Below are 15,940 nucleotides of genomic sequence, written 5' to 3'. Positions count from 1 at the left end.
TACAAAAGCCAGAGTATATCACATGTGGAGCATCGGGAAATTTGCAATCGCCGCTGGACAGAAGAAAGCTGAAGCCCGCTGTTACGGGCTCCAGCTTTCTATTGTTTATCTGCATCAGCTAACGGCTGTGCGTCATCGTGCGCGACAAATCCGCTGAAATAGGCATCAGAGATTTGCTGAACGGTTTCTTTATCGCCGTCGGCATCATACATGTATGCGTGTTTTGACTGATCTTGTTTCATTGCCACACCCCTTTTCGATTCACAAATCTATTTTGCGTATGAAGCCGCACAGTTATGAATCGAATCGGGAAGTGTTAAAAATTGTTCAAACAATGCTTCGCCTTTTGAATGGCTTCTTCCACCTTTTTGAATCCCGTCCCGCCTTCACTCATCCTTTTTTCGACGGCATGGTGCGGGTCGAGCACGATGTAGACGTCTTCTTCAAACAGTTCGCTTGCCTTTTCGAACTCTTCAAACGGCAGGCCGCTGAGATAAATGCCTTTTTCGATACAAGTGTAGACAAGCTTCCCGACGACTTCGTGCGCCTCTCTGAACGGCATGCCCTTTTTCGCCAGATAGTCGGCAAGTTCGGTGGCATTTGAAAAATCCTGCTCCGTTGCTTTTTTCATCATATTTTTGTTCACTGTCATCGTTTTCGTCATGCCGGCAAAAATCTCAAGGCTTCCTTCGACCGTTTTCACAGTATCAAACATACCTTCTTTGTCTTCCTGCAAATCTTTATTGTACGCTAACGGGAGCCCTTTCATAATCGTCAGGAGGCCGATCAGATCACCGTATACGCGTCCGGTTTTCCCGCGGATAAGCTCTGCCATGTCCGGGTTTTTCTTTTGCGGCATCATGCTGCTCCCCGTAGCATAAGTGTCATCAAGCTCAATGAATTTAAATTCCTGCGAACACCAAAGAATGATTTCTTCGGAGAATCTTGACAGATGCATCATCAAAATGCTGCTCGCGCTTAAAAATTCAAGGATGAAATCCCTGTCGCTGACGCCGTCCAAGCTGTTTTCATATATCGAGTCAAACCCGAGCAGACCTGCTGAATATTCACGGTCGATCGGAAATGTCGTTCCTGCGAGCGCCCCGCATCCAAGGGGGGACTTGTTAATCCGCTTGAATGAATCATGATAGCGTTCTTTATCGCGCTCAAGCATCCAGAAGTAAGCGAGCAAATGATGCGCGAACGAGATCGGCTGCGCCCGCTGCAGATGGGTGTATCCCGGCAGTATCGTCTCCACATGTTCTTCCGCTTTTTCGATAAGCACGTGTTGAAAAGCCGTAATCAGCTCAATGATATGCTCTGTGTGCCCTTTTAAATACAGGTGCATATCCGTCGCCACCTGGTCGTTTCGGCTTCTGGCCGTATGAAGCTTTCCGCCGAGCGGCCCGATTTCGTCAATGAGCATTTTTTCAAGGTTGAGGTGAATGTCTTCGTAATCGACTGAAAAATCGAGTTCGTTTTTTTCCGCTTTGTGCAAAAGGGATGTCAGGCCTTCTTTTATTTTGACCGCTTCTGCTTCGGTTAAAATGCCGCATTTTTCAAGCATGGAAGCATGAGCGAGAGACCCTGCGATATCTTCTTTCACGAGCGTTTTGTCAAAGTGGATCGATGCGCCGAACTCATCGACCCATTTTTCCGGTGTTTTTTGGAACCGGCCTCCCCACAGCTTTTTCATGCTTTAATCTGCTCCTTTTTTTGGACGATGCTGTTTACTTTCGTCGGCAGTCCCCACAGCTCGATAAAGCCGACGGCAGCGTGATGATCGAACGCATCGTCTTTTGTATACGTCGCCAGTTTTTCATCATACAGGGAGTATTCGGATTTACGCCCTTCAACGATCGCATGGCCTTTGAACAGCTTGACGCGGACGACGCCCGTGACATGCTTCTGCGTTTCTTTCAAGAAACCGGAAAGCGCGTCTTTAAGCGGAGAAAACCACAGGCCGTTATAGATCACTTCAGCCATTTTTTGTTCGATCAGAGGTTTGAAATGCGCCACTTCTTTTACTAATGTCAAATCTTCAAGCTCTTTGTGCGCCTTAATCAAAGTCATCGCGCCCGGGCATTCGTACACTTCGCGTGATTTGATGCCGACAAGGCGGTTTTCAACATGGTCGATGCGCCCCACTCCATGCGCGCCCGCCAGTTCATTCAGCTTTAAAATCAAGTCTGACAGCGAGTAATGAGCGCCGTCAATTGAAACCGGAATGCCCTCTTCAAAAGCGATTTCGATCACATCGGGGGTATCCGGTGTTTTTTCAAGCGGCTTCGTCAAATCATAAGCCCCTTCAGGAGGCGCCGCCCATGGATCTTCCAGAACTCCGCATTCATTGCTTCTGCCCCACAGGTTCTGGTCAATTGAATACGGGCTGTCAAGATTGATCGGAATCGGAATGCCGTGCTTTTCTGCATACGCGATCTCTTCGTCGCGCGACCATTTCCATTCGCGCACAGGTGCCAGTACCTCTAAATCCGGATTGAGCGATTTAATGGACACCTCGAAGCGCACTTGGTCATTTCCTTTGCCTGTGCAGCCGTGAGCCACGGCTTGGGCGTTCTCTTTTTCAGCCACTTCGACCAGCTTTTTGGCGATCAGCGGTCTGGACAGAGCTGATACAAGCGGGTACTTTCCTTCATAAAGCGTATGGGCCTGGAGGGCGGTCAGTGCAAACTCTTTCGCAAATTCTTCTTTTGCATCGATAACATATGAATTAGAAGCCCCGACTTGAAGCGCTTTTTGCTGAACAAATGCGAGATCCTTTCCCTCCCCGACGTCAAGGCAGCAGGCCACTACATCATATCCCTGTTCCTGCAGCCATTTTATCGCGACAGAAGTATCAAGTCCTCCTGAATATGCTAAAACCACTTTTTTCTTTTGCGTCATTTTGAAAAACTCCTCTCATCTCGGTGCTCTTTTTGTATAAAAATAAGTTTTATTTAATAAAAATACATTTAATATGTATACACTTTAACAAGGAAGTCTGGTTTTTTCAACCTTTTTATAAAAAAAACTTCATTCATTTTTTATGAATGAAGTTCAGTGCATATTCAGCGTTCAGCCGGAGGGCTTTCCGGCTTTATTTTTTCATATCTTTTCTCAGTTCTCTGATGACATGGGCAAGCTCAGGCACAATCAGCTTTGACATTGCAAGCTTAACCGCCCCGCTTGAACCCGGTGTTGCAAACACGGCTTTGTTTTGAATAACACCCGCTGCAGCTCTTGAAAGGATCGCAGCCGCTCCGATATCCTCTGTATAACTCAGCATGCGGAATATCTCCCCAAATCCCGGAATTTCTTTCGAAAAAAGAGGAACGATCGACTCGATTGTTACATCTCTAGAGGCAATGCCCGTCCCTCCGTTTAATAGGATGGCATCGATCCGGTCATCAAGACAGCCTTCCAGCACAGCTTTTTGAATCATTTCCTTTTCATCCTTTACAATCTCATAGGAAACGATCTCATGACCGTCTTCCGCTAAAAACTCTTTCATAAGCCGGCCGCTTTTATCTGTGTCTTCCGTTCTTGTATCGCTGACAGTAATAACTTTGCAGTTGACGCGGTCCGGCGCTTCTTTTTTATGTTCCTCAACACTCATGGCTAAATAGCCTCCTTTATACAGTCTTTTTTCATTATAAAGGGGAAGATGCATAAAAAAACAGCCTTCCTTGTAAAGAGAAGGCTGTTTTTTTATTTTTAGTGAGCCAGTCTAACGACGTCTCTTGCAATCATCACTTCTTCATTCGTCGGGATGACGAGGACTTTTACAGGTGAATGCGGATAGCTGATAAACGCTTCTTTTCCACGGACGTTATTCAACGCAGGATCCCAATAGACACCCATGAATTCCAAACCATGAAGAACGCGCTCTCTGACTTCAACGCTGTTTTCCCCGATGCCGGCAGTGAAAATGATCGCGTCTACTCCGCTCATTCTCGCTGCATAAGAACCGATGTATTTATGAATTCTGCTTGCGAATACTTCAAGGGCTGTTTCCGCACGTTCATTGCCTTCTTTAGTTGCTTCGACAATATCGCGCAAATCGCTTGAGAATCCGGAAATACCTAAAAGACCGCTCTTTTTATTGAGTGTGTTCAGGACTTCGTCGGCTGTTTGACCCGTTTTTTCCATAATGAACGGGATAAGCGCAGGATCGATGTTTCCTGAACGCGTACCCATCGCTACACCTGCAAGCGGTGTGAAGCCCATTGATGTATCGATTGATTTGCCGCCTTCAACAGCTGCGATGCTCGCGCCGTTTCCAAGGTGGCAGGAAATCAGGCGAAGTTCTTCAATCGGACGGCCGAGCAGCTCTGCCGCGCGTTCAGTCACATATTTATGAGATGTGCCATGGAAACCGTATTTACGGATGCCGAATTTCTCATAGTATTCGTATGGCAGACTGTACAGATAAGATTGTTCCGGCATTGTTTGGTGGAATGCCGTATCAAAAACAGCCACGGCAGGAACATTTGGAAGTACTTCTTTAAACGCTTTAATTCCGACAATATTAGCCGGGTTATGAAGCGGTGCGAGTTCTGAAATCTCCTCGATCTCATGGATCATTTCATCCGTCAATAAAACGGAGTCGCTGAACTTTTCGCCGCCGTGTACGACGCGGTGTCCGATTCCGTCGATTTCATTTAAATCTTTGATAATGCCGAATTTTGTAAGTTTATCCAGCAGCATTTTTACGGCTACGGAGTGGTCCGGGATATCTGTTGTTTCGGTCTTTTTTTCGTCGTTGACGGAAATCGTGAAGATGCCGTTATCCAGCCCGATTCGCTCAACAAGGCCTTTTGTTAGTACTTTTTCGCTGGGCATTTCGAACAGTTGAAATTTCAATGATGAGCTTCCAGCATTGATTGCAATAATTTTGGACATAAAATGACGCTCCTTTTTACCTATAGTCCGGTGACATTATGTTCAACCCGGATCATAAAAAATATGTATAAAATCGTTCTTAGTAAATTCAAAAAATATCTGCCTTTCTCATTTAAACACTCAAAAGAGTGCATTTCAAGTCACGATCCGACATGTTAACGCTTTCACAAAGAAATTATTATTTTCTGAATATAAAAACAGATCAGAGAATATATCTTCTCTGATCTGCTTATCTTTTTTCAGCTTGAAACCAGTTGTCGAGTTTGGCTGTCATTTTCAGCATCGCATCCTGATTGGCGAATGATGGAACTTGTGCAAGCAGAACTTGTTTAGGCGCTTTCGCCTGTTCGCCATGCTTTTGTAAAACCAAAATGCTCTTCGCGTGTGCCTCATCTTTGAAAATCGACAGCGGAAGCTGAAGCACTGCATTAATATACGCATTGTCCTTTAAAAAGGTACGCAGCTTTTCGCTTTGGCTGCTTTCGAACAATTGGTTCGGAATCATAAAAAATAAATAGCCGCCCGGTTTCGTATAGGTCAAGCTTTGTTCAATAAACAAATGGTGTGAAAAAGAATGGCCTTCATCTGCCTTTAATTCGAAAGCGCGCGCGCTTTCGTCATCAGGATAATATCCGACGGGAAGATCGCAAATGACCGCATCGGCAGGCTCCATAAAAATCGGCTGCAGGCTGTCCTGGTTAAAAAGCTCGATTTCCTTTTCCTGCAGGTTTGCCTGGACATAGGCGAGCTTGATCAGAACGTCATCAATCTCTGAGCCGAACGCTTTTCCGGCTTCACCGGCCAGCTGGTTCAAGACGGCAAGCAGCAGGTTTCCAGTGCCGACCGCCGGATCAAACAGCGTCAATTCTTTTTTGGGTCCGATGAATTTGTTCACCAGATATCCGATAAATAAACCGATTGTATCGGGCGTCATCTGCCGGTTCGGATGGGGAATATCTTTCTGGCCTTTCAAGATGGCAAGCTGGAAGGCTTTTCGGATCGCCTCATGGCTGCATTCTGAAAAACGCGCACGGCCGAGCAGATCCTTCACCTTTTGTTCGGCTTTTTCGGAAAGCCCGCGGTCCGCGGACCCTGTAAAGAATGCCTCTCCTGCTTCCGCCAATCCTTCTATGTAAGGGATCTGCAGGTCACGTGCGATGATTTCCGCTCCTTTGTCAAGCCATTCATAAATCGTTTCGACTGGATAGTTTTGCATGATGATGTCTCTCCTTATCAAAAAATCAAAGCCATGAAAAGAGCTCCGGCAAGATGATCACCTGGAGCCCTTTTATGAGTTGAATTTACTTAACGAGTGATTTGGCAGCTTCGATGGCTTTGTCATAGTCCGGGTGGTTTGTCGCTTCGCTGACGTATTCAGTGTAGACGACTTTTCCGTTTTCATCTAACACAAATACGGCGCGGGCAAGCAATCTCAATTCTTTAATGTAAAGCCCGAATGCTTCCCCAAAAGACATTTCCCTATGATCTGACAATGTTTCCACATTTTCAATTCCGTTTGCTCCGCACCAGCGAGCCTGTGCAAACGGCAGATCCGCGCTGATCGTATACACTTTCACTGAACCGAGGCCTGCGGCTTCTTCGTTAAAGCGGCGGGTCTGCGCGTCACAAACACCTGTATCGATAGACGGAATCACCGAAATAACAGCTGGTTTGCCTTTAATGTCTTGAAGCGTGACTTCCTCAAGCGAATTGGACAAAACAGTGAAATCAGGCGCCTGGTCTCCGACTTTCACTTCTGAACCTACCAGTGTCACCGGGTTTCCTTTAAATGTAATTGAAGCCATCATCATTCCTCCTTCATTTATGTATGACTCTACTATAAAAGAGTTTAGGACAAACTGCAAAGCTTAAGTCCGGCCGAGACAAAAAAAGTTAACTGCTGCAGGAACAGTTAACTTCTGTGGCCGGAAAGCCGAAGCTTTTAAAATGGAGGCGTCTGGTTTTGGCGGTTCATATTTTGCTTTTGCTTATCGTTTTTCTTAAACATATGCTGAATCCGTTCGATCGTTTGCGGGGCTGCGTCTAAAATCTTATCGATGACGTGCGTGTTTTCATCCAAATGCAGGATTTTAACGCCTGATGATCCGACAATCAAAAAAGCAATCGGCGTAATCGATACGCCTCCCCCGCTTCCCCCGCCAAACGGGAGCTTCGATTCTTTTCGTTCACGATCTCCATCGCTCGCTTTGGATTCGGCCGGTTTATTTCCGCCGAACTCGCTTCCGCCAGCCGCAAAACCGAATCCCACTCTGGAGACGGTTAGGATGACGCTGCCGTCAGGTGTTTCTACAGGATCTCCGATAATGGTATTGACATCGATCATTTCCTTTAAATTTTCCATTGCGGTTTTCATCAAACCTTGAATTGGATGTTCAGCCATATTCCATTCCTCCTATACTGATGAATCATTCTTTGTTGAACCTGACAGATTTTTTGGCAGCTTAAATAAGCCGCGCATTTTCCCTTTCCAGTTCATCACGATTCTAAAAGCTGCGGTTATAGCATGGCCAACGCGAAAATGGAATATACATGTCAGATGCGTTTTAGAGGAGCGGCTGTTAAAGACTGGAATCACTTCGTATTCCGGCTGGCTGTCAAAGCAAAAAATCTGATGCAAGAGAGCCATTGTGCCGGCTTTCAGAGACCAGGCGCCTCCCGTGACGATTCCGGTTAAAGCGGCATCAGGAAAGCCGAGGACTGAGGTCCATTCGAGCTTCGTGATGTGAATCCGCTTCATAAATCGGCGGATAAGCGGCTGCAGATTGATGACCTGTTCCACCAATTTTTTGATTTGCTTCGTATTATCGAACACTTCCCGATAGCCGACTTTTCTCCTCTTTTTATCGTTTTTTAGAGCCGTATTCGTCTGTTCTTTTACATCAACGGTCATATCCTGCTGATTGATTTTAATCACCGGAATTTCCTTTTTGAAGCGCAGAAGCCCAAAACCTGTTCGAACTTTAAAGGTCAGCCGGTCGTCATCGTCTGTATGAAGATATTCGATCGCGATGCGGATTTTCATCATCATTAACGCTGCCAAAAGAAGGAATACTCCCGCAATCCATATGTAAATCATGATTTCACTTCCTCTTATACTAATCATTATAGGAAGAAATTTGAAAAATAAACATAGACGGAGCTTATTCCAGGCAGCAAAAAAACCCGGCTGTCTTTCAGCAGCCGGGTTTGATACGCTCAGTCTTTTTTTCGATACAGCTTTTCATGAATAACCGCCGTGTCCGCAAAGAAATCGTGAATCCCCTGTTTCTTTGGCGAAAATGCAGCAACGAGATACGTAATATACAAACTGTTGATATAGCGGCCGATAAGCTCCCTAAACAAGATCACATCCCATGTCAGCCCTTTTTCCGGGACAAGCGACACGACCTTCAGCCCGAATACCATCTTGCCCAACGTCTGTCCGAAATACTTCGTCATCAGGACGAAATAAGCGAAAAATACTGCCGCCGTCACAAAAGAATAAAGCGAAAAGGTGAAAAACCCTGATTCTTTAGGGAGATTCAGCAGGCTGAAAACAGGTGAAACCGCTAATTTGTTGATGCTGCCGACAACAATCCCGTCGAGCAGAAAGGCAAACAGCCTGATCCAAAAACCGGCATATGCATGCTCTACATGCGGGGCCGATTCTTCCCTGGAAACACCGGCGTCCGGTGATAATTCATTATGATCCTTTCCATCATAAGTCACATCCATTTTTTCGGTCCCCTCCTATTTAGCGTATAAATACATGAGTCTCGGTGCGCCGGATTGAGAAATTGATTCTTTAATGTTTAAGAAATCGGCTTCGCTTTTAAACATCTTATTTGCAGTCATCGAAAAGAGCGACGCAAGGCCGGCCGATTCTTCATAGCTGACAACAGACGCTCCGGCAAGGTTTTTGTGGTCTTTTTTCATCGCTTTGACCGCATCCTCATAGTAGCCGAGCTCATCAATGAGATGGTTCTGTTTCGCCTGGCGGCCGTCATAAACGCGTCCGTCGGCAATTTTTTTCACGTCATTTTCGGACATGCTGCGTCCTTCGGCTATAACATCGACAAATCCTTCGTACGCGTCATCGACCATTGACTGCATGATTTCTCTTTCTTTTTTCGTCATATCGCGCGTCGGTGACATGATGTCTTTAAACTCACCGCTTTTGATCGTTTCCGTTTTCAATCCAAGCTTTTCTGCAAGCTTGCTGTAGTTAAGGCTTTCCATGATGACCCCTAGTGAACCCGTCAGCGTGTCCGGCGCTGCAAAGATTTTGTCGGCAGGCGTTGAAATGTAATAGCCTCCAGATGCAGCCATCGAGCCCATTGATACGTAAATCGGTTTTTTCGTATCTTTTTTGATCTCTTCAAGCTTCTTATGTATTTCGGCGCTTTCGTATACTCCGCCACCCGGAGAATTGACGCGCAGAATAATGCCCTTTACAGCAGAGTCGTCTTTTGCTTTTTCAAGCATTTGCAAAAACGATCTGTGGTTATAGCCTTCAGAGCTGAACAAGCCAGAAGCGCCGCCATTGTCGGAAATCGTTCCGTTCACTTCAAGCACGGCGATTTTTCTTGAGCTGTTTCCTTCTTCAAGCACCGTTTCTTCCTGGGTGTCATTAAGGCCAAACTGCATCTTTCCGTCATTCCCCATCGTGTCAAATACTGCTAGCAAAAGGCTCACCACCGCAGATAACGCAAAAACGCCCAGCGCGATGACAAGTGCGATCCATCTTTTCGCATTCATTTTGTCTGTTCTCCTCCTTTGAATAAAAAAAGCTGCATGTCTTAGTACGTATATGAAGAGAAAAAGTTCAGTATGATGCCGCTTCATATACAAGAAGTTTTTGGACATGGTAAACTAAGGGTCACAGGTCATTTTAACATACATGTTAGATGGCAGAAAAATCTAAACTTAACAGACAAAGGGGAGAATGATTGTGACAGACCGCCGGAACATTTATTTCTTTTACAAAAAAAGCGAAGAAACCGACGAGCAGTGCAAAAAACTGAAACACCTTGCAGAAGAACACGGATTTCGCGTCGTTCACCACCACAATGAAGCCAATATTATCGCAAGCATCGGCGGCGACGGGACATTTTTGCAGGCGGTTCGAAAGACGAATTTCAGGGATGACTGCCTGTACGTAGGCGTGGCCAAAAAGGGGAAAGCTCATTTGTATGCGGATTTTAATATACATGATACCGATAAAATGATTGAAGCGACAAACTCTGAACAAATCGAGGTCAGAAAATATCCGCTGATCGATGTAACCGTTGACGGGACAAGCTTTCAATGTCTGAATGAGGTATCCATCCGTTCAAGCATTATTAAAACATTTGTGATGGACGTTTATATTGATGATCTTCACTTTGAAACATTCCGCGGGGACGGAATGATCGTGTCCACTCCGACCGGAAGCACCGCGTATAACAAATCGGTTGAAGGGGCCGTCGTTGATCCGCTGCTTCCATGCATACAGGTGACAGAGCTCGCTTCATTGAACAACAACACATACAGAACACTCGGATCTCCGTTTATTTTAAGTGCGGATCGAAAGCTGACATTAAAAATCGTCCAAGACGGGAACGACTATCCGATCATCGGCCTTGATAACGAAGCCTTCAGTACGATGCATGTAAAAGAAGTCGAAGTCAGCCTCTCGGGCAAGATGATCAAAACCATTAAATTAAAAGACAATTCATTTTGGGAAAAAGTAAGGCGCACATTTCTATAATTTTGAAAACCCTTTCATTAATAAAGAGCGGGATGTTCTTCCTGCTCTTTTTTGCGGTTGTTTATCACGAAATTTTCATTTCCGCATTCATGCCGGGTAGCAAGCACTTTGGCGGACGAATTTAATATCGACACATCGGATTGCCTCAAAAGTGCTCCTCCTTCCGGTTTTTATATATCGTATTACAAGTTGTATTACGCATCCTTTTTTCTATAAATCAACAGATTAAAAAGAAAAAGGCTGGTGATCGTCTGACCAACAGCCTTTAGCCGATTATTTGCTCCACTTTTTAAAATCCTGATTCAGTCTGATCAAATGAGTTTCCAATGTGCTCAGTTCTTCTTTTGTCCAGTCTTGAAGAACCTCCGTGTATACATGAAAGCGAGCCTTTTGCACTTTTTTCAGAGTATCAATGCCCTCCGAAGTCATTTCTACAAGGCTGATCCGGCCGTTGTTGGGATCGGGAAAACGCCTGATGAGCTTTTTCCGTTCCAATGCTGCAACCTGTCTGCTCGCTGTCGAAAGATTCAGCATTAAGGTTTCAGCCAGCGAGTTGATGGCAAGAGGACTTTGCTTATCAAGCTCGCTTAACAGCAGATATTCCGAGCGGTCCAGACTTCCGAACCGCGGACTGTAGGCCGTCGTCAGACGGACTAAAAGCGCGATTTCTTTCTCGATGTTTCGGAGTGAGTCATGCCCCAAAGGATATTCCCCCCCTCTTGTGTGGTTATTCAGCTTTTGTTTTAAGAACGATTTCCCGTTGTCTTAGTTCAAAGCGCTTAATTTTCGCCGATGGCGTTTTCGGCAGTTCTTCGATGAATTCTATCTCCCGGGGGTATTTATAAGGGGCCGTCATGGCTTTTACATGGTTTTGCAATTCCTTTGTCAGTTGTTCATTTCCGCGGGATCGATCCTTTAAGACAACATATGCTTTCACGATCGATCCCCTGATTTCGTCAGGGCTTGCCACAACAGCACATTCTTTGACCTCAGGATGCTTGATCAGTGCATCTTCAACTTCAAACGGGCCGATTGTATATCCTGAACTGATGATCACATCGTCATTGCGGCTTTCAAACCAGAAATAGCCGTCTTCATCCTTTCGCGCCTTATCCCCTGTTATAAAGTAATCTCCTCTTCTTTGGCGGAGCGTTCGTTCTTGATCTTTGTAATATTCTTTAAAGAGTGCCGGCGTGCTTAAGTGGACGGCGATATCGCCCGTTACGCCCGGCGGACAGCTCTTTCCATTCCCGTCTATAATATCAACCAGGTTTCCAGACGTCGGTTTTCCCATGCTTCCAGGCTTGATTTTCATTCCTTTTAAAATCCCCACCAACAGCGTGCTTTCCGTTTGTCCGTATCCGTCCCGCACATCAATATGAAAATGCTTTTTAAATGTATCAATGACTTCCCTGTTCAACGGCTCCCCGGCCGAAACAGCGCTGTGCAGCGAAGACAGGTCAAAGCGGGACAAATCATTGACTTTCGCCATGAATCGATATTCTGTCGGCGTACAGCATAGCACATTGATTTGATGGCGCTCAATCAGCTGCAAATACGTTTCCGGCGTAAATTTCCCGTGATAGATAAAGCCGGCTGCACCGCTGCCGAGCACTGCTAAAAACGGGCTCCATACCCATTTTTGCCAGCCCGGCCCCGCTGTTGCCCAGACGAGATCCCCTTCTGAAATGTCAAGCCATGCGGAAGCTGTTGTTCTTAAGTGAGCATAAGCCCAGCCGTGTGTATGTACAACTCCTTTTGGCTGACCGGTCGTGCCTGATGTGTAAGATAAAAATGCGATGTCATCGCGAGAGGTATCAGCCGCTTGAAAATCCGCGGCAACGGCCTGATTCATTTCTTCAAGCAGGTTGATCCACCCTTCTCTGCTTTCTCCGACGGCAAATAACGACAGCTCATCTTTTGCTTGAACATCTAGAAAAGCATCAAGAAATGCTGAATATACGACGGCTCCTTTGACGCCGGCATGCTTGATCCTGTAATCCAAGTCTTTCGCCCGGAGCATTTCGGAACATGGGATGACCACCATTCCGGCTTTTAAAATGGCCATGTAGACGGCATACGTCTCCGGAATCCGCGGCATCATCACGATAAGCTTGTCACCTTTTTCCAGTCCAGAACGGGTCAATATGCCGCCGATTTTGTAAGCCCTTTCAATTAATTTTTCATAAGTCCAAGACACTTGACGTCCTGATTCATCTTCCCAGATCAAAGCGGTTTTATCACGGGAAGATTTAAATTTTTCAATTTCATCAACCGCGTTATACTTCTCCGGCGCAATCAAATCTTCTCTTCTCAACCCATCCATCTCCTTGTCTTGTGCCATCTTTTTATTATACATAATCCTTTCATACAATTGTATTCCGAAATGCCTATTTTGCAGAACATAAAAAAGAGTGGGGATTAAACCCCACCCATTATCCATTGCTTTTTAATTTTAATTATTGTTGTGTTCCACCCATTTGCTGTTGAGCGAAAGAAACTAAACGCTTAGTGATTTCTCCTCCAACTGAACCGTTTGCACGAGAAGTAGTTTCTGCTCCAAGGTTAACGCCAAATTCAGAAGCGATTTCGAATTTCATTTGGTCGATAGCTTGAGCAGCACCAGGAACCAATAGTTGGTTAGAACTGCTTTGTCTGTTGTTTTGAGCCATGTGTTCTCACCTCCTTGTGAGTATAGATTGTGTAAAAACACATGACTTCATACAAAGAATGTTTGGTAATTGTATGCAAAAACAGACAAAGGCGTTTGTTCGAATATTCCTTTAGAAAAAGTCCGCAAATTGATCTTTCGTTTCCGCTTTGCTGCTCAAAACAATCGTTTCTGTGTTCTCTACAGCTTCGTTGATGAGCGGTTCGAAATCTGTGTAGCTTTCAAAGTGTTCGATTTTTTCTTTTTTCGGACGCGTTTTCGGCGCAGAAGGCGTGAAGATCGTGCAGCAGTCTTCGTACGGACGTATGCTGATATCGTACGTATCGATTTCCTTCGCTTTTTCGATGATTTCCGTCTTATCCATGCCGATTAAAGGGCGCAAAACCGGCGTGCTCGTGACCGCGTTGATGGCATACATGCTTTCGAGCGTCTGGCTTGCCACCTGGCCGAGGCTTTCTCCTGTAAAAACGGCAAGCGCGTTATGTCGTTCGCGCAGTTTGTCGGCGATCTGCAGCATCAGCCTTCTGGTCGCCGTCATGGAATAGTTTTCGGGAATCTGCTTTTGAATGAGCTCTTGGGTTTTCGTAAACGGAACGATATGAAGCTTGATGTCTCCGCCGAAAGCCGTAAGGCGTTTAGTGAGATCAATCACTTTTTGCTTGGCCCGTTCGCTTGTATATGGCGGGCTGAAAAAGTGAACAGCTTCGATCTCAAGCCCGCGCTTCATGGCATAGAACCCGGCAACAGGGCTGTCAATTCCGCCGGATATCATAAGCATCGCTTTTCCTCCGCTTCCGACCGGCAGTCCGCCCGCACCTTTTTCATCCCGGAATGTCAAATACGTAGCATCTTCCCGAATTTCGATCCGCAAATGGATGTCCGGGGAATGAACGTCAACGGTAAGATCATCGGTGTTGCGCAAAATGTGTCCGCCGATTTCGGCATTCATCTCATTTGTATTTAATTCAAACTGCTTGTAAGCCCTTTTCGTCGATACTTTAAAGGTATCTCCGGGCTTGTATTGTTCTTGAACAGACGCGAGCGCCGTCTCTTTAATGCTTTCCAGATCTGTCCGGCACTTCACGGCAAGACTGAACGATTGGATGCCGAAAACGTTTTTCAGACGGGCCATTACGGCTTCCGCGTCTTCTCCGTTTAATACGAGGGTCATCCTGTCACGTGTTGACTCATAACGGACGTTGCGGAAATCGCGCAAGACCATTTTGATATTTCTTTTCAGGCGATCGACAAAAAGCTTTCTGTTCTTTCCTTTTGTTGAAATTTCGCCAAATCTGATTAAAATATAGTCTTCATTCATTGTGTCTCTACCTCATAATTCCTTTTAGTTTGTGTAAACTTTCTTTTAAGGCCGTCATAAACGGGCCGACAATCTCCTGATTGTCCCGGTATGTCATGCTGATTCTGATGCTGCTTGCCGCTGCATCTTCACCTTTTCCCATTGCTAAAAGCACCTTGCTCGGCTTATGCTGTTTTGAAGAGCATGCTGATGTCGTCGATACGAAAATACCCCGCTCTTCTAGCATATGCAAAAGGACCTCGGCCTTCAATCCCGGCACGGAAAAATTAATGATATGCGGCGCGCTGTTTTCTTCCGGCGTATTTAATATAACACCTTTTAGCTCTTTTAGCTCCTTGATAAAAGCCAATTTTGCCGCCTTTATTTCTTCTATATAATGGTTATAATCCTGTTTTGACATATTGATCGCTTTTGCAAGCGTAACAGCGCCGGCGGTATTTTCAGTTCCGGCACGCCTGTTGTTCTGCTGTTCTCCTCCGGAAATCAAAGGAAAAAGCGAAATCCGTTCGTTCAGAATGAGCGCTCCTGTTCCTTTTAAGCCGTGAAATTTATGGCCCGATATCGTACAAAGGTCAATGATCGCCCCGGAGATGTCCAGCGGAACCTTGTTAATGCCTTGAACGTGATCAACGTGAAAGTATGCCCTTGTGTTTTCTTTTACGATTTTGCCGATGTCTTCCACAGGCTGGATGACACCTGTTTCATTGTTGACGTGCATGATGCTCACCAGAATCGTGTCTTTGCGGAGCGCTTGTTTCAGATCTTCAAGCGAAACAAATCCGCGGCTGTCGACAGGAAGATATGTAACCTCAAAGCCGAAGGCTGTCTTCAGCTGCTCCAAAGATTCCGTCACAGACGGATGTTCAATGGAGGAAGCAATGATATGTTTTCCTTTTTGCATATGGGCCAAAGCAATGCCTTTCAGCGCCATGTTGTTGGCTTCTGAAGCCCCGGACGTAAACACGATATCATGACTTTTTAGCGAAAGCGCCGTTTTGATCTGTTTCCGCGCTTCTGAAAGCAATTGATCCGCTTCAATGCCGTGGCGGTGCAGTGACGACGGGTTGCCGAAGAAGCGCTGATTTACTTGTTCATAAATTTGTAATAATTCAGGATATGGTTTTGTTGTTGAACTATTATCAAGATAAATCATGATCTACTCCTTTAAAAATGAACGTTCTTTTTCATGACTGTATATGTTATCATATCAACTTGTAATTGAAAATTAAAAATAAATGTTTGACTTCTCTGATTTTTAAAATATAATAGTCTTTGGACTTTTGTCATATTATATCACGAA

Annotated in this window: 18 protein-coding genes; 1 reads left to right on the top strand and 17 read right to left on the bottom strand. The window is 45.4% G+C overall.

The features are described from left to right. Positions 1-98 precede the first annotated feature (98 nt). From M1E03_RS06155 to sppA, 11 genes are all read right to left on the bottom strand, one after another. The gene (locus M1E03_RS06155) at positions 99-242 is read right to left on the bottom strand and encodes a hypothetical protein (RefSeq protein ID WP_020452574.1); all 144 of its coding nucleotides are present in this window, start codon (positions 240-242) and stop codon (positions 99-101) included. Positions 243-316: 74 nt separating this feature from the next. Next, entirely contained in the window at positions 317-1,696 is a 1,380-nt protein-coding gene (argH, locus tag M1E03_RS06150) for an argininosuccinate lyase (RefSeq protein ID WP_020452575.1), read from the bottom strand. Next, entirely contained in the window at positions 1,693-2,904 is a 1,212-nt protein-coding gene (locus M1E03_RS06145) for an argininosuccinate synthase (protein WP_020452576.1), read from the bottom strand. Before M1E03_RS06145 ends, argH begins: the two co-directional genes overlap by 4 nt. A 193-nt stretch (positions 2,905-3,097) precedes the next feature. Continuing rightward, on the bottom strand, positions 3,098-3,616 hold the full coding sequence (locus M1E03_RS06140) for a MogA/MoaB family molybdenum cofactor biosynthesis protein (RefSeq protein ID WP_023855497.1): 519 nt from the start codon (positions 3,614-3,616) through the stop codon (positions 3,098-3,100). Between the two features lie 98 nt (positions 3,617-3,714). After that, positions 3,715-4,902, bottom strand: a complete 1,188-nt coding sequence (locus tag M1E03_RS06135) for an acetate kinase (protein ID WP_020452578.1) — start codon at positions 4,900-4,902, stop codon at positions 3,715-3,717. 229 nt (positions 4,903-5,131) lie between these two features. Beyond that, positions 5,132-6,118 (bottom strand): class I SAM-dependent methyltransferase, encoded by a 987-nt coding sequence (locus M1E03_RS06130; RefSeq protein ID WP_020452579.1) that lies wholly within the window; start codon positions 6,116-6,118, stop codon positions 5,132-5,134. Positions 6,119-6,203: 85 nt separating this feature from the next. Continuing rightward, the gene (gene tpx, locus M1E03_RS06125) at positions 6,204-6,707 is read right to left on the bottom strand and encodes a thiol peroxidase (RefSeq protein ID WP_023855499.1); all 504 of its coding nucleotides are present in this window, start codon (positions 6,705-6,707) and stop codon (positions 6,204-6,206) included. A 137-nt stretch (positions 6,708-6,844) separates the two neighbouring features. Continuing rightward, complete coding sequence (gene ytfJ / locus M1E03_RS06120) at positions 6,845-7,303, bottom strand: GerW family sporulation protein (RefSeq protein WP_020452581.1); 459 nt, start codon at positions 7,301-7,303, stop codon at positions 6,845-6,847. 12 nt (positions 7,304-7,315) lie between these two features. Continuing rightward, positions 7,316-7,999 carry a DUF2953 domain-containing protein gene (locus M1E03_RS06115; protein ID WP_020452582.1) on the bottom strand — a complete coding sequence of 228 codons (684 nt, stop codon included), beginning with the start codon at positions 7,997-7,999 and terminating at the stop codon, positions 7,316-7,318. Between the two features lie 119 nt (positions 8,000-8,118). After that, positions 8,119-8,637 carry an RDD family protein gene (locus tag M1E03_RS06110; RefSeq protein WP_026579078.1) on the bottom strand — a complete coding sequence of 173 codons (519 nt, stop codon included), beginning with the start codon at positions 8,635-8,637 and terminating at the stop codon, positions 8,119-8,121. A 15-nt stretch (positions 8,638-8,652) separates the two neighbouring features. Next, complete coding sequence (gene sppA / locus M1E03_RS06105) at positions 8,653-9,660, bottom strand: signal peptide peptidase SppA (protein WP_079289271.1); 1,008 nt, start codon at positions 9,658-9,660, stop codon at positions 8,653-8,655. Positions 9,661-9,853: 193 nt separating this feature from the next. Between sppA and M1E03_RS06100 the strand changes: the two genes are divergently transcribed. After that, positions 9,854-10,651, top strand: coding sequence for an NAD kinase (locus M1E03_RS06100; RefSeq protein ID WP_020452585.1), 798 nt, complete (start codon positions 9,854-9,856; stop codon positions 10,649-10,651). Positions 10,652-10,668: 17 nt separating this feature from the next. Here M1E03_RS06100 and M1E03_RS06095 read toward each other — a convergent pair whose 3' ends face one another. From M1E03_RS06095 to M1E03_RS06070, 6 genes are all read right to left on the bottom strand, one after another. Next, positions 10,669-10,800, bottom strand: a complete 132-nt coding sequence (locus M1E03_RS06095; RefSeq protein WP_023855500.1) for a hypothetical protein — start codon at positions 10,798-10,800, stop codon at positions 10,669-10,671. A gap of 124 nt (positions 10,801-10,924) precedes the next feature. Beyond that, positions 10,925-11,353 carry a MarR family winged helix-turn-helix transcriptional regulator gene (locus tag M1E03_RS06090; RefSeq protein ID WP_128823554.1) on the bottom strand — a complete coding sequence of 143 codons (429 nt, stop codon included), beginning with the start codon at positions 11,351-11,353 and terminating at the stop codon, positions 10,925-10,927. Between the two features lie 25 nt (positions 11,354-11,378). Then, a complete protein-coding gene (mbcS, locus tag M1E03_RS06085) occupies positions 11,379-12,977 on the bottom strand; it encodes an acyl-CoA synthetase MbcS (RefSeq protein ID WP_458110794.1) in 1,599 nt (532 codons plus the stop codon). 133 nt (positions 12,978-13,110) lie between these two features. After that, positions 13,111-13,323: an alpha/beta-type small acid-soluble spore protein gene (locus tag M1E03_RS06080; protein WP_003184396.1), complete on the bottom strand. Its 213-nt coding sequence runs from the start codon at positions 13,321-13,323 to the stop codon at positions 13,111-13,113. A gap of 111 nt (positions 13,324-13,434) precedes the next feature. After that, on the bottom strand, positions 13,435-14,640 hold the full coding sequence (thiI, locus tag M1E03_RS06075; protein WP_023855502.1) for a tRNA uracil 4-sulfurtransferase ThiI: 1,206 nt from the start codon (positions 14,638-14,640) through the stop codon (positions 13,435-13,437). A 7-nt stretch (positions 14,641-14,647) separates the two neighbouring features. Next, positions 14,648-15,793: a cysteine desulfurase family protein gene (locus tag M1E03_RS06070; RefSeq protein WP_458110725.1), complete on the bottom strand. Its 1,146-nt coding sequence runs from the start codon at positions 15,791-15,793 to the stop codon at positions 14,648-14,650. Between the last annotated feature and the right edge of the window lie 147 nt (positions 15,794-15,940).

This window comes from Bacillus sp. PK6-013 (genome assembly GCF_054161445.1).
Note: the sequence above shows the minus strand (reverse complement) of the source record. Positions and strands in the feature narration are given on the sequence as shown.